Genomic DNA, 18,220 nt, shown 5'->3' on the forward strand with positions numbered 1-18,220 from the left:
GGGCGCTCGCGCGCGGCATCCGCTCGGATCGGATCGTCAGATGCCGAGCTCGAGGTCGCGGATCAGCACCGGCTGCCCGGTCTCCAGGGAGCGGTTGCCGGCGATGCCGACCGACACGGCGCGCACGCCGTCGGCGTAGCCGGCCACCCGGCCGAGCGGAGCGTCATCCGTCACGCGCCGGAACAGGTGGTCGAGCAGGTAGGCGTCGCCGCCGCCGTGGCTGCCGATGCCCTCGGGGACCGGCACGACCTCGGCGCCCTCCCAGTGCCGCTGCACGACGAGGCGCTCCGAGTGCGGGCGCACCTCGTCGACGACCGACGCGTCCGGATGCATCGAGGGGTCCACGACGACGCGGCCGTCCTCGCCGATGAGCACGGCGCCGCGCTCGACGACCTCGAGTTCGGCGCGGCCCTCGGTGCCGTTCACCGTCACCCGGTAGCCCTCCCAGGGCGCATGGGCGTTGAGTGAGTAGCTGAGCGTGGCGCCCGAGTCGTAGTCGACGAGGGCCGCCAGGTTGTCCTCGATCGTGATGCCGGCGTCGAAGACGTCGCGGTCGCGGAGGTACCCGTCGTGGTGCTCCTGGTCGAGGTAGAGCTCCTTCATGCGCGGGTCGCCCGCGAGGTCGAGCGCGAACGGGTCGCCGCTCGTGCCGGTGCCCCGCTCGGGGCGGTCGCCGAGTCCGCGCGCCTCGGCGTTCTCGGCGCCGTAGAACCGCAGGCCGCCGCTCGCGAAGACGCGCACGGGCACGGCCTGGATCCACCAGTTCACGAGGTCGAAGTGGTGCGACGCCTTGTGGATGAACAGCCCGCCGGAGTTCTCCTTCTGGCGGTGCCAGCGGCGGAAGTAGTCGGCCCCGTGCACCGTGTCGAGGGCCCACTCGAAGTGCACGCTCGTGACGCGGCCGATGCGCCCGTCGGCGATGACCTGCCGCAGCGTGGAGTTGCGCGGGCTGTAGCGGTAGTTGAACGTCGTGATGACCTCGCGGCCCGTCTCGGCGATCGCCTCGCCGATGCGGCGCACGCTCTCGGCGTCGATCGTGAGCGGCTTCTCGACCACGACATCGGCACCCGCGCGAAGGGCACGCACCACGTACTCCGCGTGCGTGAAGTCGGGGGTCGTGATGACGACGCGGTCGATGCGCTCCTCGGAGATCATCCGCTCGAGGTCGTCGACGCCGTAGCGCACGGGGCCCGGATGTCCCGTCTCGACGACCTCCCGCTCGTAGACGTCGAGGCGACCCGGGTTCACGTCGCACCACGCGACGAGGTCGGCGATGCCGTCGACGTGCTCGGCGCCCAGGACCGTGCCGGACATCGCCGAGATGTACATGCCGGCCCTGCTGCCCGTGCCGATGAGTGCGTACCGTTCGTGCTGCGCCATCCTGTGCTCCATCGCGTCGTCGGTCGGTGCCGGTCTGGTTCCGGGGTGATGGCGGCTGGTGCGTTCGTCGTGTGGGAAAGCGCTATCTCAGCCGTCATCACCTTTGTAGCAGCAACACGTGGCGATGCAAAACGCCGGCGAACGACGCCCGCGGTAGAGTCGAGGCGCTCGGCCGAGACGCGACCTCGCGACGTCCGCGAACTCCACGCGACGCGGCCGACCTGCGACCAGGAGGACCCATGGCTGAGGGCGGCCCCCAGACCCGGCGATCGACGCCGGCCACGCTGCACGACGTCGCCCGCGAGGCCGGCGTGTCGCTCGCCACCGCGTCCCGTTCGCTGAACGGCAGCGTCCGCAAGGTCAACGAGGAGTACCGCGAGCGCGTGCTCGCCGCCGCCGCGAAGCTCGGCTACACCCCCAACCTCTCGGCCCAGGCCGTGGCCCGCGGCACGTCGACGACCGTCGCACTGCTCGTCGCCGACATCGCCGACCCGTACTTCTCCTCGATCGCCGCGGGCGTCGTGGGCGCCGCCGGCGACGACCGCCTCATCGTCACCATGGCCGAGACCAAGCGCGACGCCGAGCGCGAGCTCGAACTCGTCCGGGCGATGCGCGGGCAGCGTCCGCGCGTGATGATCCTCTCGGGGTCCCGGACGATCGGCGATCCGAACGCCGTCGCCCTCGAGGCCGAGCTCACCGCCTACGAGCAGACCGGCGGCCGCGCGGTCTTCATCAGCGAGAGCGACCTGCCGTTCCGCACCCTGCCGCTCGCGAACCGCTCGGGCGCCCGTGACCTCGCGGTCGAGCTGCACGGCCTCGGCTACCGACGGTTCGCCGCCCTGACCGGTCCCGAGACGCTGCGCACGACGCACGACCGCGTCGCCGGCTTCGCCGAGGGCCTCGCCTCCGTCGGCATCCGCGTGCCCGACGACCGGCTCGTGCGCACCGCCTTCACGCGCGACGGCGGCTACGACGGCATGCGCCGCTTCATCGAGGCCGGGCTCGGCGACACCCAGGTCGTGTTCGCGCTGAACGACGTCATGGCCATGGGCGCGATGTCCGCGATGCGCGACGCCGGGCTCGAGCCGGGCCGTGACCTCGCCGTCGCCGGCTTCGACGACATCCCGACCGTGCGCGACGTGACGCCGCGCCTCACGAGCGTGCGCATGCCGCTCGAGCGCATCGGCGAGCAGGCGCTGCGCCTCGCGCTCGATGACGAGGCGGATGCCGCATCCGCCCGTGCCGCGTCGGCGGATGTCTCGACCGAGGTCGTCATCCGCGAGAGCACGCCCCGCGTCGAGGCCTAACCGCTCGACCGCGTCCAGCGCGACCCACGGCCCGCCGACCGACCGGCCCAGTCCGGACCGACTCTTGCGCGAGCCCACACCGTGTGGCACACTCGGGTAAACGCTTTCCCAGCGCAGGGCGCGGCACCGGTCGCCTCCTGCCCCGTCCGAACAGGAACCACCGTGGCAGACACCGTAGACACCACTTCGGCAGGCATCGCCGCCTCCGCCCCGCAGACCGCCCAGGCCCCGCAGACCATCGGCATCATCATGAACGGCGTCTCGGGCCGCATGGGCTACCGCCAGCACCTCGTGCGCTCCATCCTCGCGATCCGCGAGCAGGGCGGCGTGCTCCTCGCCGACGGCGAGACCCGCGTACAGGTCGAGCCGATCCTCGTCGGTCGCAGCGAGAAGAAGCTCGCCGACCTGGCCGCCAAGCACGGCATCGAGCACTACACGACGAACCTCGACGAGGCGCTCGCCGACGACCGCTGGCAGATCTACGCCGACTTCCTCGTCACCAAGGCTCGCGCGGTCGCGATCAAGAAGGCCATCGCGGCCGGCAAGGCGATCTACACCGAGAAGCCCACGGCCGAGAGCTTCGAGGAGGCCCTCGAGCTCGCCCGCCTCGCCGACGAGGCCGGCATCAAGAACGGCGTCGTCCACGACAAGCTCTACCTCCCGGGCCTGCAGAAGCTCAAGCGCCTCATCGACTCGGGCTTCTTCGGCCGCATCCTGAGCGTGCGCGGCGAGTTCGGCTACTGGGTCTTCGAGGGCGACTGGCAGCCCGCGCAGCGCCCGAGCTGGAACTACCGTTCCGAGGACGGCGGCGGCATCATCGTCGACATGTTCCCCCACTGGAACTACGTGCTCGAGAACCTCTTCGGTCGCGTCGAGTCGGTCTACGCCAAGGCGGTCACCGAGATCCCCGAGCGCGTCGACGAGAAGGGCGACCGCTACCCCGCCACCGCCGACGACGCCGCATACGCGATCTTCGAGCTCGAGGGCGGCGTCGTCGCACAGCTCAACTCCAGCTGGACCACGCGCGTCAACCGCGACGAGCTCGTCGAATTCCAGGTCGACGGAACGCACGGCTCGGCCGTGGTGGGCCTCTTCGGCTGCAAGATCCAGCCGCGCAACGCGACTCCGAAGCCCGTCTGGAACCCCGACCTCGCCGACGCGCACGACTACGCCGGCGACTGGATCGAGAGCCCCGGCAACCGCGAGTTCGAGAACGGCTTCAAGACGCAGTGGGAGGAGTTCATCCGCCACGTCGTCGAGGACGCCCCGAACGAGTTCGACTTCCTCGCCGGCGCGCGCGGCGTGCTCCTCGCCGAGCGGGGCCTCGCCTCGAGCCGCGAGGGACGTCGCATCGAGCTCCCCGTCGTGACGCTGGCCTCCGGCGCGCAGGGCCAGGGCACGAGCCCCGCGGATGCCGCAGCAGCCGGCTCCGCGACCGTCGACGCCGCGGCATCCGACGCCAGTGCCGACGGTGCCCAGGCCGACGCCGCCGAGTTCGCGGGAGTCCGCTGACCATGACCACGCTCACCCTCCTCGACGCCGACGGGGCCCTGCGCTCCACGGGCCTCGCCGAGGCGCCGACGTTCGCGAAGCCGCGGCATCCGCTCGCCAGTCGCGTCGCGTACGCGGCCGCGCACGTCGTGCCGAAGTCGCACGCCGACAACACGCCGGGCCGGCCGGCCGAGATCGACTGGGACGCGACGCTCGCGTTCCGGCACCACGTGTGGTCGTGGGGTCTCGGCGTCGCCGACGCCATGGACACCGCCCAGCGCAACATGGGCCTCGACGCCGTCGCGACACGGGAGCTCATCACGCGAAGCGCCGCGGAGGCGGCATCCGTCGGGGGCAAGCTGGTCGTGGGCGTGAACACCGACCACGTCGACGAGGAGCTCATCTCGCTCGAGCAGGTCATCGACGCGTACAAGGAACAGCTGCACCACACCGAGGATGCCGGCGCGGGCGTCGTGCTCATGGCGAGCCGCCACCTCGCGCGGGCCGCGAAGACCGCCGACGACTACCGGCGCGTGTACCGCGAGGTGCTCGCCGCGGCCGGCACGCCGGTCGTGCTGCACTGGCTCGGTACGGCGTTCGACCCGGCGCTCGCCGGCTACTTCGGCTCCGACGACACGGATGCCGCCGCCGAGACGCTCCTGCAGATCATCGGCTACAACGCCGACAAGGTGCAGGGCGTGAAGATGAGCCTGCTCGACGCCGACGCCGAGATCGCCGTGCGCCGCCGCCTGCCAGAGTCGGCGCGCATGTTCACGGGCGACGACTTCCACTACGTCGGGCTCATCGAGGGCGACGAGCAGGGGCACTCCGACGCGCTGCTCGGCGCGTTCTCGTGCCTCGCACCGAACGCGTCGGCCGCGATCCAGGCGCTCGATCGAGGGGATGCCGCCGCGTACCGCGAGATCCTCGCGCCGACCGAGCCGCTCTCGCAGCAGGTCTTCGCCGCGCCCACGTACTACTACAAGACCGGCGTCGCGTTCCTCGCGTGGCTGAACGGGCACCAGGCCGCGTTCCAGATGGTGGGCGGCCTGCACGCGGCCCGCAGCCTGCCGCACCTGTCGCGCATCGTCGAGCTCGCGAACGCGTCGGGCGCCCTCGAACGCCCCGAGCTCGCGGCGGCTCGCTGGCACTCGCTGCTCACGCTGAACGGCGTCGACGTCACGGCAGCGGCGACGACGGATGCCGCGACCGAGGCGGATGCCGCAGCGGGAGCGGATGCCGCCACGGCCGCGCCCGCGGCTCCGGCCGGTCATGCCGCCCATGCCGCCCCCGCGGCCCCCGCCGCAGGGGACTCCGCGTCGACGGACGCCGCCGACGCGGCATCCGCCGACGAGGAGGTGCTCGCGTGAGCGCCCACGCCCGCCTGTCGATGAACCAGGCGACCATCAAGTACGCGAACCTCGACGACGCCCTGCGGGTCACCGCCGAGGGCGGGTACGAGTCGATCGGACTGTGGCGCGAGCCCGTGCTGGAGGTCGGCCTCGACGAGGCCGCCCGCCGCCTCGCGGACTCCGGACTGCGCCTGTCGACGTACTGCCGCGGCGGCTTCTTCACGATGCCCGAGGGCGCCGAGCGGCGGGCGTCGATCGACGACAACCGTCGCGGCATCGACGAGACGGCCACGCTCGCGGCAGCCGGCGCACCGGGCAGCACGCCCGTGTTCGTGCTCGTCGCGGGCGGGCTGCCGGCCGGGTCGACCGACCTCGTGGGCGCGCGCTCGCGCGTGGCCGACGCCCTCGCCGAGCTCGCCCCGCACGCGGCATCCGCCGGGGTCACGCTCGCGATCGAGCCGCTGCATCCGATGTACGCGTCCGACCGCGCGGTGGTCTCGACCCTCGGCCAGGCGCTCGACCTCGCGGAGCCCTTCGAGCCGTCGGTCGTCGGCGTCACGGTCGACACGTTCCACGTCTGGTGGGACCCCGACGTCCTCGCGCAGATCGCGCGCGCCGGGGCATCCGGCCGCATCGCGACGTACCAGGTGTGCGACTGGAGCACGCCGCTCGCGGCCGACGTGCTGCTCTCGCGGCACGAGCCCGGTGACGGCGTCATCGACTTCGCGAGCCTGACGGCGGCCGTCGAGGCGACCGGCTATGACCGCGACATCGAGGTCGAGATCTTCAACCAGGAGATCTGGGATGCCGCGTGGCCCGACGTCGTCGAGCGGACCGCGCGCGCGTTCGAGTCCGCCGTGGCGCCGCACCTGCGCGCCTCGGTGTCGGTCTAGCCGCGCCGCCGGCCGTCGGTCGGCGGTCGCTACCACCACGCACGCGCTCAGGCAACCGGAAGCTGCTCAGGCGGATTCCGGATGTTTCGGCCTGAGCAGCCTCCGAATGCCGGACGCCGATCCCCTTCCGCCAGCTCGGCGGGAGGGGATCGTCGCATCGGGAGGACGTTCTCGCGCCGACCATCCTCCCGATCGCGCGAACTCCTCCCGGCAGGAGGCGGTCGAGCCGCCGGAACGGTCGGCACGCGCGCGGCTCGGGTACGGCGCACGCCGCGCGGGCGCCGCCGCGCACCACCACGCACGCTGCTCAGGCGAACGGACGCGGGTCAGGCCGATCACGGGCATGTCAGCCTGAGCAGCCTGCGAATGCCTGACGCTGATTCGAGACACGGGCGCACCTTGCCCGCGGGCCGCAGGCCGCAGGCCGCGGCGCCGCAGGCCTCAGGGCCGGGCAACCCTACGCCGACTGCACCCGGTCGAGCTCCGCGTAGCGCCCGTTCGCGGCGAGCAGCTCAGCATGCGATCCGATCTCGACGACGCGCCCCTGCTCGAGCACGACGATGCGGTCGGCGGAGCGGATCGTCGAGAGCCGGTGCGCGACCACGAGGGTCGTGCGCCCGCGCATGAGGTGCTCGAGGGCGACCTTGATCTTCGCCTCGGACTCGGGGTCGAGGGCGCTCGTCGCCTCGTCGAGGAGCAGCACGCGCGGGTCGCGCACGAGTGCCCGCGCGATCGAGAGGCGCTGCCGCTGGCCGCCCGAGAGCCGGGCGCCGCGTTCTCCGACGACGGTGTCCCATCCGTCGGGCTGCGCCTCGACGATCTCGAGGGCGTTGGCGTCGCGCAGCGCGGCGAGCACGCGGTCGTCGTCGACCTCGCCGAGGCCGTAGACGATGTTCTCTCGGATGCTGCCCTCGAAGAGGACCGACTCCTGCGGCACGACGGAGACGAAGCTGCGGAAGGTGCGCAGGTCGAGCTGCTCCATGTCGGCGCCGTCGAGCAGCACGCGGCCGCTCGTCGGACGGAGGAACCCGAGCACGAGGTTCAGGAGGGTCGACTTGCCCGACCCCGACGAGCCTACGAAGGCGACCGTCTCCCCTGCACGGATGTCGAGGGTGATGTCCGAGAGCGCCGGCCGGCCCTCGTCGTACCGGTAGCCGACCCGGTCGAGCGCGATCTCCCCGCGCACCTCGGTCACACGGCGCTTGCCCTCGTTGCGCTCGAGGTCGGGCTCCTGCATGACCTCGCCGATCGAGCGGATCGACTCGGTGCCGCGCGCGATGATCGGCAGCAGCATCAGCAGGTTCGTGGCGGCGCCCGTGAGCAGCGCGAAGTAGGAGCTCAGGAGCACGACCTGCCCGGGCGTGATCGGGATGAGCCCGGTGATCGAGACCCAGGCGGCGAGCACGAGGCATCCGACGCCCAGCAGCTGCAGGCTCACCCACGAGAGCGACGCGAAGCGGCCGTTCAGCAGGTCGAGCTGGTACCCGGCCTCGCGCACGCCCTCCGCTCCGCGCGCGACGCGGTTGACCGCCGTCTGCTCGAGGCCGTGAGCCCGCGTGATCGGCAGGAGCGTGGCCATCTCGCCGACGCGGGCGGAGAACTGCTCGACCTCGCGTCGGAAGCTCGCGTTGCGCATGGCGCTCCGGCGGTTCAGGATGGCACGGAGCAGCACGGCGAGCGGGATCGCGAGCGCGTAGACGGGCAGGAAGGCGGGCACGTTGATCGCCGTCATCACCACCGCGCCGAGGAGCACCATGGTCGCCGAGAGCAGCGGATGCGCCGTCTGCTGGAGCATGACCTCGACGTTCTCGACGTCGCGCACGACCTTCGTCTGCACCACGGCCGAGTTCGCCCGGGAGTGGAATCCGATCGAGAGCGACTGCAGGCGAGCGGCGAGCGCGTTGCGGAGGTCGGCGCCGATCGAGCGCACCGCGCCCATGTAGAGGCGCGTGTACTGCACGTGGTTGGGATAGTTCTGCGCGAGGGCGACGACCGCGACGCCCGCCCAGATGGCGAGGGTCGAGAGCGGCCCGCCCGCGACCACGACGTCGATGATGGCGGCCGTGATGACGGGCAGCAGCCAGAGCGGGGTGTCCTTCAGCGTGAAGAACGCCACGGCACCGACCACCCGGCCGCGATGCAGGTCGAGCAGCCGGAACACGGATCGAACCGGATGCCGCCCGTCGATCGCCTGCTCGATTCGGGAAAGCGCTTGCCCACTCATGGTTCCATTCTGCCCGGGATCCGCGCCGATGGGTACGCTGGGATGATGTTCGATCCGCACAGCATCCCGGCAGACCCCACCGCGGTGAACGTCCTCGCCGGACGCGGATTCGAGTACCGTCAGATCGACCCCGCCGACGAAGCCGGCCTGCAGGCGTGGGTCCAGGCCGAGACGCGCGGCTTCCACCACGCGCGGCCCGAGGCCCCCGAGATGCGGCGGGCGCTCCAGGTCGCGCGCCAGCGGAACGTGCGCGGCGTCTACGACCTCTCCGCGCATGACGCGCACCTCCCGGTCGCGACGATCGACGGCTGGCCCTCGGGCCTCAGCGTGCCCGGCGGACGCAGCGTCGATGCGTGGGCGGTGAGTGGCGTCACCGTCTCGCCGACGCACCGGCGCCGCGGCATCGCCCGCGCCCTGCTCGAGGCCCAGCTCCGCTACGCGAAGGAGGCCGGCGCGGCGCTCGCCATGCTCACCGCCACCGAGGCGACGATCTACGGCCGGTTCGGGTTCAGCCCCGCGGCATCCGCTGCGACCGTGCACGTCGACCGGCGCCGCGCGCACTGGATCGGGCCCGAGTCGCCCGGCCGCGTGCAGTTCGTCGAGCCGGCAGACCTCATCGGCAAGGCGCCGGCCATCGCCCGCCGCGCCGTCGCGCGCACGCCCGGCGAGATCGATCGCTGGCCCGGCATGCTCGAGCGCCACCTCGGGCTCGTCGATCCGAGCACCCGCGAGTCCCGGGCCGTTCGCGTGGCGAGGTACGACGACGTCGCCGGGCAGACGCAGGGCTTCGTCGCCTTCCGCGTGGTCCGCCAGCCCGACGAGCCGGGCGCCGTCGAGTGCGACCTGTTCGTCGCCGCCAGCGATGACGCGGAGCGCGCACTCTGGCGCTTCCTCGTCGAGCAGGACTTTGTCACCGAGATCCGCGTGCGGCTCCGCAGCGTCGACGAGCCGCTGCCCTGGCTCCTCGAGGACCCGCGCGCGGTGAGCCTGCACGAGGTCGGCGACCACCTCTGGCTGCGCATCATCGACCCGGTCGCGGCCCTCTCGGCGCGCGAGTACGGTGCGAGCGGCACCCTGACCCTCGAGGTGGGCGACCCGCTCCGGCACGCGGCGGGGACGTTCGTGCTCGATGTCGCGGGCGACGGGCGCGCCGAGGTGCGCCCGGCCGAGGAGACGACGGATGCCGCGGCCGGCCAGTTCCGCAGCGGTCGGCGCTCTCGCCCCCAGGCCGCCCACGGCCTGCGGCTCGACGCGCGCGAGCTCGCCTCGATCTACCTCGGCGGCACCCGCGCATCGGTACTCGCCCGCGCCGGGCGCATCACCGAGCTGGCGCCCGGGTCGCTCGCCCTGGCCGACCGGCTCTTCCACGCGCCGCGCACTCCGCACCTCAGCATCTGGTTCTGATCGCACCGACGCCGGAACATCCGCAACCGGGCGACGCCGGTGCGTGGCATCCGCTCGACCCACGTCAGTGACAGCCCTGATGAGCATTCCTCAGTCGGATCGTACGCTCGCGGTGTCCACCCCGTCACCGCCGCGACGACGACGCCGAGCCGTCACGGCGCGCGGGCCCCACAGCTGGAGGCGAAAGCCATGCAACACGCGACCAAGCACTCGATCGTGCCACTCAACGTCCCGCATTCCCGCAGTCACGAGGGGCGCTTCGGCCGCCTCTTCGGGCGCGGATTCTCCACCTGGTCGCCGCCCGGTGCGGGCGACGCCGAGAAGTCGCTGGCGATCCACGACTTCGCCGTCAACGAGATGTTCTCAGACGACACCCCGCCCGACAGCGCGACGCCCGTCGGCTACACGTACTTCGGGCAGTTCATCGACCACGACATCACGTTCGACCCCCAATCGAGCCTGACGAAGCACAACGATCCCGACGGGCTGCAGAACTTCCGCTCGCCGCGCCTCGACCTCGACAGCCTGTACGGTCGCGGGCCCGACGACCAGCCGTACCTCTACGACAACGCACGCCGGCTGCACGACGGCTTCGCGGGCTTCCTCAGGATCGGCACCGGCGAGAACCCGACGGGGCTCGAGCCCGACCTGCAGCGCAACGACGACGGCGTCGCCATCATTGGGGATCCGCGCAACGACGAGAACATCATCGTCTCCCAACTGCAGCTCGCGGTCGCCCTCGCACACAATGCGACGCTGCAGAAGCTGGCGGATGCCCCGACCGCGTCCGAGCGCAGCGGTCGCGAGCTCTTCGAGGACGCGCAGCGCATCACCGTCTGGTTCTACCAGTACCTGGTCTGGAACGACTTCGTCTCGCGCATCGTCGACCCGAAGGTGTTCGCGAAGGCGATCGCGTTCGACGAGGACGGCGGTGACGAGGGCGGTCCGATCTACGACGTGAAGTACGGGCTCGAGGACGTCTACGACTGGAGCGAGAATCCGTTCATGCCGGTCGAGTTCTCGACCGCCGCCTACCGCTTCGGCCACTCGATGATCCGCGCGGAGTACCAGTTGAACTTCCCACTCCAGGGTGGTGTCGGCATCCAGTTCGGCAAGCCGATCTTCGCGGCCCCTGACGCGGTGCCCGGGCCGGGCGGTCCGCCCGACCTTCGCGGCGGGTCGCGACTCGCGGCGAAGCACTCGCTGCAGTGGGACTGGTTCTTCGACTTCCCGTCCTCGATCAAGCCGATCTTCCCGCAGATGGCGCACAAGATCGACACGCACCTCAGCCGGTCGGTGTTCCACATCCCGGCCGGCCCGAACTCGTCGAATCCGCTCGCGGAGCTCAACATCCGTCGCGGCTGGAAGATGGAGCTGCCGCCCGCCACCGAGGTGGCGCACGCCCTGCACATCCGACCGCTCGAGGGCCTCTCCCCCATGGAGGAGTCGCTCTGGGTCTACATCCTCAAGGAGGCGGGCGAGCAGGCCGACGGCGAGCACCTCGGTGCCGTCGGCTCGACGATCGTCGCGGCGGTGTTCTCCGGGCTGCTGCGCGGCGACCCGTTCTCGTACCTGAACCGGCGCCCGCACTGGACCCCGGCGCACGAGCTCGTCGACGGTCAGCCCCTGTTCGAGAAGGTCTCGGGCGGCGACGCCGACCACTGGGAGATCATCGACCTGCTGACGCACTCGGGCGTGCCGATCGACCTCGACCAGATCCAGGCGATGCTGGCGGACGCCGAGCCGGAGCCCGAACCCGAACCCGAACCCGTGCCGGCCTGAGCGGGCCCGAGCGGCCCGCCCGCCCGCGCGGGCCTGCGCCTGCCCGAGCGGCCCCCCTGCCTGCCCGAATCGAAATCGGCTGAGCGCCCCGAGATGGGGTGCTCAGCCGCGGTCGGGCTCGGCCCGCACCCACTTGCGCGCGTCCCGCACGGCGTCGCGCACCCCGGCGCCGACCCACTCGGTCCCGCGAACGATGCCGTCCTCGCCCAACTCCTCCGCGAGGCCGGCGAGCTCGAGCTGCCGCATGACGCGCTCGCTGGAGACCACCAGCACGAGCCGCGACCGACGCTCGTCGAGGTCGCGTGCGTAGCGCTTCAGCACCTCGATCGCGGCGAACCCGAGCTGGTCGATGCCGCGCAGGCGCATCACGACCACGGCGCGCCGGGTGCGCTCGTCGACGGTCGGCAACTGCGCCTCGAAGTGCGGCGCGCTCGCGAAGAACAGGCTGCCGTAGGGCTGGAGCACGAGCACCCGGTTCGCTCCGACGTGATCGACGGGCGGGAGCTCGCGCATGCGCCCGTCCTCGACGAGTTCGAGCTGGCGCAGCCGCACCGAGTTCGACTGGTCGGCGACGAAGAGCACGATGCCGAGCGCCACGCCCACGAGCACCGCGAACTGGAGCGGGATGATCAGGGTGAGCACGAAGGTGACCGCCATGATCGTCAGCGGGAAGGCCCCGGACCGGGCCACCGAGTACACCTGCGCCGGCTTGATGGTGCCGAAGCCGACCACGATCAGCAGCGCCGCGAGCGCGGGCATCGCGACGTACCCGACGATGCCGGAGAAGAGCAGCAGGGTGATCGCCATCACGGCGCCCGCGATGAAGAGCGACAGCCGGGTCCTCGCGCCACCCGCGACGGCGAGCGCGGAGGCAGACATCGACCCGCCGACGGGCATGCCCTGGAACAGCCCGGCCACGAGGTTGCCGGCGCCCTGCCCGATGAAGTCGCGCGAGGCGGGCACGGGCCGGCCGTCGGGGTTCGGGAACGCGGCCGAGACCGCCGCACCCTGCACGAGCCCGACGAAGGCGAGCGAGAGCGCCGGCACGAGCAGGAACAGCACGTCGTCGAGCACCGGCAGCACCGGTCCGGGCAGCCCGCGGGGCACGTCGACCATCTGCTGGATCGTCATGACCGGTGCATCGAACCAGGCGTCGAACGCCGCGGCGAGCGCCGACCCGATGATGATCGCCGCCACGAGCCCGAGCGACTTGAGCCTCGTGCGCTGGAGCCACAGGATGAGCCCAACCGTCACGAGGCCGACGAGCGTGGTCGGCACGTCGACGCGCCAGATGTGGGTGACGAGGTCGAGCGTTCGCACGACGCGGTTGGCGCCCTGGGCGTCGTACCCCGTGAAGTTCGACAACTGCCCGAGGATGATGTTCACGCCCACGGCGGTGATGAAGCCGGTCATGACCGCCGTCGGCACGAACCTCAGCAGGCGGCCGAGGCGCAGCACCCCGGCGGCCACCATGATGACGCCCGTCAGGATCGCGAGCGTGTAGAGCGCGCGATCGGGGTCGGGCCGGGTGTCGAGGCCGCTGTCCGCGACCACGAGGGACATCGCTCCGGTCGCCTGGACCGCCATGAACGCACTGCCGGTGGCGAACGCGGCGCCCACCATGCCGAACATGTAGCCGTAGAGGCCGGCGAGCGGGTTGACCCCCGCGAGCAGCCCGGAGGCCAGCCCGTCGGGCACGCTCTCGAGTCCGAGCACGAGGCCCGACGAGACATCCGACTTCAGCGTGCGCCGGTCGAACAGCCATCGAGCACGACGGATGCCGCCGGTGAGCGAGTCCCGGATGCCGGACCAGGGCGTTCGGCCCGACCCGGATGACTCGGGCGAGCCGTCGCCGTCAGTGGCCATCCTGCCTGGGGAAGATGACCTTCTCGACGATGATGATGAGCGAGGCGGCCACGGGGATCGCGACGAGCGCGCCGAGCACGCCGCCGAGCGTGCCGCCCGCGACGGCGGCGATGACGACGAGCGCGCCCGGCACCGCGACCGCGCGGTTCATGATGCGCGGGCTCAGCACGTACGCCTCGACCTGCATGTAGACGAGGTAGTAGATCGCGGCGACGAGGGCCGTGAGGGGCGACGCGGCGAGGCAGACGAGCGAGATGATCACCGCGCCGGTGAGCGTTCCGACGAGCGGCACCAGCGAGAAGAGGAAGGCGATGAAGGCGAGCAGGATGGGCGCGGGGGCCCCGATGATCGTCAGGAAGATGAGGCTCAGCACGCCGTTCACCGCCCCGAGCGAGAACTGGCCGATCACGTAGCGCCCGACCGAGCCGGTGATCTCCTCGGTGACCTCGCGGTAGCTGCCGCGCGAGCTCGCCGGGACGAACCGCACCGAGTAGCGCTTCATCGAGTCGAGCGAGGCGAGGAAGTACAGCGTCAGGATCAGCACGATGGTCGCGCCGGTGAACCCGCCCGCGATGCCCGCCCCGACCGCGAGGATGCCACCGCCGAGGGTGCCGAGGTTCGCAGGGTCGGCGAGCCAGTCGCCGGCCGACGCGATCGCGTCGTCGATGGCGTGGTCGCCGCCGCCGAGCTGGTTCAGCCAGGCGACGAAGTCGCTGTTGAGCACGTTCGCGACGATGTCGTCCCAGTTGTCGACGATGATCTTCGTCTGCGAGACCACGATCGGCACGATCGTCGCGATGAGCCCGACGAAGATTCCGATGACGACAGCGATCACGATCAGGATCGCCGCCCACCTCGGGAGGCTCCGCCGCTGCAGCCAGCTGACCACCGGGTCGAGGCCGAGGGCGAGGAAGAGCGCGAGGGCGACGTAGAGGATGACCGTGCCGAGTTCTGCGACGATGCCGCCGAGCAGCAGGGCGAGCAGCACCCCGAGCGCGCCGACGAACCCGATGCGGAAGGAGCGGATCTTCACCTCTGGCGCCTGCACGGTGCTGTCGGTCGTGATCTCGGCAGCCGGCGCCACCTGGCGCGGGCGGGGGCGCGGTCGTCTCCACATGGATGCGACGCTACGCGGTGGCGCGCCCGGGCGGAAGGATGCCGCGCCGTCGACTGGTTCCTCACCTGGTTAGCGATCTCGGGGCCGCGCCCCGACACGCCGATGGAATGAATCCCGCCGGGTCGCGTTGGCCTCTGGTGTGGCGGTCGAACGCGCCCGCACGAGAGGGGGAACGTGACCGAGACGGCTGCCGTTGGATTCCGGTCGGAGCGCGGGCCCGTGCTCATCGCGGTGATGCTCGCGACGGGCCTCATCGCGATCGACTCGACGATCCTCGCCACCGCGGTGCCGTCGATCGTCGCCGACCTCGGCGGGTTCACCCAGTTCCCCTGGCTGTTCTCGATCTACCTGCTGGCGCAGGCCGTGTCCGTGCCCATCTACTCCAAGCTCGCCGACACCGTCGGGCGAAAGCCGATCATGCTCATCGGCATCGGCCTGTTCCTCGTCGGCTCGGTGCTCTGCGGCTTCGCCTGGGACATGACCTCCCTCATCGTCTTCCGCGCGGTGCAGGGGCTCGGCGCCGGTGCCGTGCTCCCCGTGTCGATCACCATCACGGGCGACATCTACACCGTGCGCGAACGCGCGAGGGTGCAGGGCTACGTCGCGAGCGTCTGGGCCGTCTCCTCGGTCGTGGGCCCGACCCTCGGCGGCCTGTTCGCCGAGTTCGCCTCGTGGCGCTGGATCTTCTTCGTCAACATCCCACTCTGCCTCCTGGCCGCGTGGATGCTCCTGCGCGCCTACCACGAGTCGGTCACGCGCGAGCGGCACCGCATCGACTTCGCGGGCGCGAGCGTGCTGACGGTCGCCTCGACCCTGCTGATCCTGGCGGTGCTCGAGGGCGGCCAGGCGTGGGCATGGCTGTCGTGGCAGTCGATCGGCGCCTTCGCGGTCGGCGCGCTGCTCCTCGTGGCGTTCGTGTTCATCGAACGACGGGCCGCCGAGCCGGTGCTGCCGCTGTGGGTGTTCTCCCGACGGCTGATCGTCACGACCTCGCTCATCTCGCTCGGCGTCGGCGCCGTGCTCATCGGGCTGACCTCCTACGTGCCCACGTTCCTCGAGGCGACCGCCGGAGCGAGCCCGCTCGTGTCGGGCCTCGCGGTCGCCGCGCTGACGCTCGGGTGGCCGATCGCCGCGAGCCAGTCGGGCCGGCTGTTCCTGCGCATCGGCTTCCGGCGCACCGCGCTCATCGGCCTCGCCGTGTCCGTCCTCGGGTCGGCGGCGCTCGTCGCGGCCTCCCTGACGCCGAACGTCTGGACCACGGCGATCGCGTGCTTCATCGTCGGGCTCGGGCTGGGCCTCGTGGCCTCCCCCACCCTCATCGCCGCCCAGTCGTCGGTGCCGTGGACCGAGCGCGGCGTGGTGACGGGCGCGAACATGTTCCTCCGCTCCATGGGCAGCGCCATCGGCGTCGCCATCTTCGGCGCCGTCGCGAACGGCGTCATCGCGCGCTCGGGGCTCGGCGAGCAGTCCCCGGTCGCGATCCACGGCGCGTCGACCGCTGTGTTCGTCGCCGTCCTCGTCGCCGCCGTGGCCACGATCGCGGGCGGCATCGCCATGCCGCAGGCGAACGTGGACGACATCGAGCACCGCCCGGTCGACCAGGCCGCGCAGGCCTGAGCGCAGCGCGCGACGGACCCCAGCGGTCGAGAAACCCCCGGACGGAGGAGGCCGCGCAGGCCTGAGCGCAGCGCGCGACGGACCCCAGCGGTCGAGGAGCGCCCGACGGAGGAGGCCGCGTATCGAGACCGGCTGCGCAGGAGGTCTCGATACGCTCGCTGCGCTCGCTCCTCGACCACCGTCAGCGCAGGGCCGCGGGCGGCATGACCTCGCCCTCGAGGGTGCGCATCCATCGCACCCGGTGCTCGCGATACTCCGACCGCGTCGCGAACCGGTAGTGGTACGCGCGCACGCGCACCCTGGCCGGCGCCCGCCCGTCGAACGGATCATGGGCGAGCAGGCGCAGCGTCGCGGCATCCGCCTGCAGCAGCCGCAGCAGGAACATCTCGAACCACGGTTCCCACAGGCGACCGAGCGGCAGGAACCACATGAGCCAGTCGAGGCGCAGGTGGTACGGCGCCCACTGCCGCGGAATCGCCCGCACGTCGCCCGGCTTCCCCTTGAACCCGTACTCGTGCCAGTCCTCGTCGAGCTCGACGCCGCCCTCGCCGCCCGGCACCTCGGTCGCCGTGCCCTCGACGACGATCTCGATGCGGCGCTTGGTCACCGTGCCGAACGCGCCGTAGGCGTTCACGAGCATCCACCGGTTGAAGCTCGCGTTCATGAGCTGCTGCCGCGAGACGAGGTTCACGAGCGGGCGCCAGCTGAGCACGAGGAGCAGGGCGGATGCCCCGAGCACGACGACGACCCACCACAGGGGGCTGCTCGCGGCATCCGCGCCCCCGCCGGCGGCGATCTCGGTCGGGATGACGGGGAGCATCGCGTGCCAGACCGAGTCGGGGATCGCCGCGGCGGCCAGCACCACCGTGATCCAGTTGAGCCACGCGAAGTTGCCCGTGACGATGAGCCACAGCTGCGTGAGGATCACGACGGCCGAGGCGATCGCGCCGACGGGGACCGGCCCGATCCACGGCACGAACTGGAGGAACGGCACGACGAGCTGCGCCACGTGGTTGCCGAGCACCTCGGCGCGGTGGAACCAGGGCGGCAAGAGGTGCGCCTGCCGGCTGAGCGGCCCGGGCATCGGCTGGGTCTCGTGGTGGTACATGAGCGCGGTGAGGTCCCGCCACTCGCGCCCGCCGCGGATCTTGATCATGCCCGCGCCGAACTCGAGGCGGAACACGAGCCACCACACGGCGACGATGATCGTGAGCGGCGGCGGCACCTGCTGCGAGCCGAGCAGCGCGACGGTGAAGAGCGCCTCGCAGAGCAGCATCTCCCAGCCGAAGCCGTAGAAGGTCTGGCCGACGTTCACGATCGAGAGGTACAGGAGCCAGGTCGCGAGCAGCACGACGAGCGGAACCCACGGCGGTCCGAGTTGCGGCAGGCCGAGCACGACGGATGCCGCGAGCACGGCGCCGGTCGCGGCGACGACGATGAGACGGCGATCCGTGTAGCCCCAGCGGAACACGCTCGGGCCGCGCAGGCGCGACGCACGACGGAGCAGGTCGGGCACGGGGAGCAGCCCGTGCTCGCCGAGCAGCGGCCGGAACTGGTTCAGCGTCGAGATGAAGGCCACGAGCGCGAGCGCGGCCACCCCGCGCTGGAGCACCTCGCGGGCGACCTCGTAGTCGCGAGCATCGAACCAGCCGAACCAGTCCACCCGTTCAGGCTACGCCGCCCGGGAACAGGAAGACATGCCGCGCGCGTCGCCAGGACAGGCAGCGGCGCGGCGCGGCGTGCGGCGGTGCCTGTTCTCGCGCAATTTGGGCGCACCGGCACGGGGC

At 71.7% G+C, this 18,220-nt stretch carries 12 protein-coding genes; 7 read left to right on the forward strand and 5 right to left on the reverse strand.

The window, feature by feature from the left end; all coding sequences use genetic code 11:
* Positions 1-36: 36 nt before the first annotated feature.
* On the reverse strand, positions 37-1,380 hold the full coding sequence (locus GQQ95_RS00785) for a Gfo/Idh/MocA family protein (RefSeq protein ID WP_246205120.1): 1,344 nt from the start codon (positions 1,378-1,380) through the stop codon (positions 37-39).
* Between the two features lie 239 nt (positions 1,381-1,619).
* Here GQQ95_RS00785 and GQQ95_RS00790 point away from each other — a divergent pair, with 239 nt between their 5' ends.
* From GQQ95_RS00790 to GQQ95_RS00805, 4 genes are all read left to right on the forward strand, one after another.
* Positions 1,620-2,687, forward strand: coding sequence for a LacI family DNA-binding transcriptional regulator (locus tag GQQ95_RS00790; protein WP_157425730.1), 1,068 nt, complete (start codon positions 1,620-1,622; stop codon positions 2,685-2,687).
* A 249-nt stretch (positions 2,688-2,936) separates the two neighbouring features.
* A complete protein-coding gene (locus GQQ95_RS00795; protein WP_157426114.1) occupies positions 2,937-4,199 on the forward strand; it encodes a Gfo/Idh/MocA family protein in 1,263 nt (420 codons plus the stop codon).
* 2 nt (positions 4,200-4,201) lie between these two features.
* Positions 4,202-5,548: a dihydrodipicolinate synthase family protein gene (locus GQQ95_RS00800; RefSeq protein WP_157425731.1), complete on the forward strand. Its 1,347-nt coding sequence runs from the start codon at positions 4,202-4,204 to the stop codon at positions 5,546-5,548.
* Positions 5,545-6,423 (forward strand): sugar phosphate isomerase/epimerase family protein, encoded by an 879-nt coding sequence (locus GQQ95_RS00805; RefSeq protein WP_246205121.1) that lies wholly within the window; start codon positions 5,545-5,547, stop codon positions 6,421-6,423. Before GQQ95_RS00800 ends, GQQ95_RS00805 begins: the two co-directional genes overlap by 4 nt.
* A 457-nt stretch (positions 6,424-6,880) precedes the next feature.
* Here the strand turns inward: GQQ95_RS00805 and GQQ95_RS00810 are convergent, their stop codons facing one another.
* Positions 6,881-8,647, reverse strand: a complete 1,767-nt coding sequence (locus tag GQQ95_RS00810; RefSeq protein ID WP_157425732.1) for an ABC transporter ATP-binding protein — start codon at positions 8,645-8,647, stop codon at positions 6,881-6,883.
* Positions 8,648-8,692: 45 nt separating this feature from the next.
* On the opposite strand from GQQ95_RS00810, the gene GQQ95_RS00815 reads away from it, so the two are divergent.
* Both GQQ95_RS00815 and GQQ95_RS00820 read left to right on the forward strand, forming a co-directional pair.
* On the forward strand, positions 8,693-10,051 hold the full coding sequence (locus tag GQQ95_RS00815) for a GNAT family N-acetyltransferase (RefSeq protein ID WP_170296918.1): 1,359 nt from the start codon (positions 8,693-8,695) through the stop codon (positions 10,049-10,051).
* A 189-nt stretch (positions 10,052-10,240) separates the two neighbouring features.
* The gene (locus GQQ95_RS00820; RefSeq protein WP_157425734.1) at positions 10,241-11,833 is read left to right on the forward strand and encodes a peroxidase family protein; all 1,593 of its coding nucleotides are present in this window, start codon (positions 10,241-10,243) and stop codon (positions 11,831-11,833) included.
* 102 nt (positions 11,834-11,935) lie between these two features.
* Here GQQ95_RS00820 and GQQ95_RS00825 read toward each other — a convergent pair whose 3' ends face one another.
* Positions 11,936-13,699, reverse strand: a complete 1,764-nt coding sequence (locus tag GQQ95_RS00825) for a SulP family inorganic anion transporter (RefSeq protein ID WP_157425735.1) — start codon at positions 13,697-13,699, stop codon at positions 11,936-11,938.
* Positions 13,689-14,816, reverse strand: a complete 1,128-nt coding sequence (locus GQQ95_RS00830; protein ID WP_157425736.1) for an AI-2E family transporter — start codon at positions 14,814-14,816, stop codon at positions 13,689-13,691. The genes GQQ95_RS00825 and GQQ95_RS00830 overlap by 11 nt, the downstream gene beginning before the upstream one ends.
* A 174-nt stretch (positions 14,817-14,990) precedes the next feature.
* On the opposite strand from GQQ95_RS00830, the gene GQQ95_RS00835 reads away from it, so the two are divergent.
* Positions 14,991-16,433 (forward strand): MDR family MFS transporter, encoded by a 1,443-nt coding sequence (locus GQQ95_RS00835; protein WP_425482536.1) that lies wholly within the window; start codon positions 14,991-14,993, stop codon positions 16,431-16,433.
* A 181-nt stretch (positions 16,434-16,614) separates the two neighbouring features.
* On the opposite strand, the gene GQQ95_RS00840 is transcribed toward GQQ95_RS00835, so the two are convergent.
* Complete coding sequence (locus GQQ95_RS00840; protein ID WP_157425737.1) at positions 16,615-18,096, reverse strand: lipase maturation factor family protein; 1,482 nt, start codon at positions 18,094-18,096, stop codon at positions 16,615-16,617.
* Positions 18,097-18,220 lie beyond the last annotated feature (124 nt).

Source organism: Agromyces salentinus (genome assembly GCF_009749395.1).
In the GTDB taxonomy this organism is placed as follows: Bacteria; Actinomycetota; Actinomycetes; order Actinomycetales; family Microbacteriaceae; genus Agromyces; species Agromyces salentinus.

Coding starts and splice junctions, on each gene's coding strand:
- GQQ95_RS00795 (WP_157426114.1), top strand. CDS start 2,937: ATGAACGGCGTCTCGGGCCGCATGGGCTACCGCCAGCACCTCGTGCGC.
- GQQ95_RS00815 (WP_170296918.1), top strand. CDS start 8,693: ATGTTCGATCCGCACAGCATCCCGGCAGACCCCACCGCGGTGAACGTC.
- GQQ95_RS00820 (WP_157425734.1), top strand. CDS start 10,241: ATGCAACACGCGACCAAGCACTCGATCGTGCCACTCAACGTCCCGCAT.
- GQQ95_RS00830 (WP_157425736.1), bottom strand. CDS start 14,816: ATGTGGAGACGACCGCGCCCCCGCCCGCGCCAGGTGGCGCCGGCTGCC.
- GQQ95_RS00785 (WP_246205120.1), bottom strand. CDS start 1,380: ATGGCGCAGCACGAACGGTACGCACTCATCGGCACGGGCAGCAGGGCC.
- GQQ95_RS00825 (WP_157425735.1), bottom strand. CDS start 13,699: ATGGCCACTGACGGCGACGGCTCGCCCGAGTCATCCGGGTCGGGCCGA.
- GQQ95_RS00810 (WP_157425732.1), bottom strand. CDS start 8,647: ATGAGTGGGCAAGCGCTTTCCCGAATCGAGCAGGCGATCGACGGGCGG.
- GQQ95_RS00800 (WP_157425731.1), top strand. CDS start 4,202: ATGACCACGCTCACCCTCCTCGACGCCGACGGGGCCCTGCGCTCCACG.
- GQQ95_RS00790 (WP_157425730.1), top strand. CDS start 1,620: ATGGCTGAGGGCGGCCCCCAGACCCGGCGATCGACGCCGGCCACGCTG.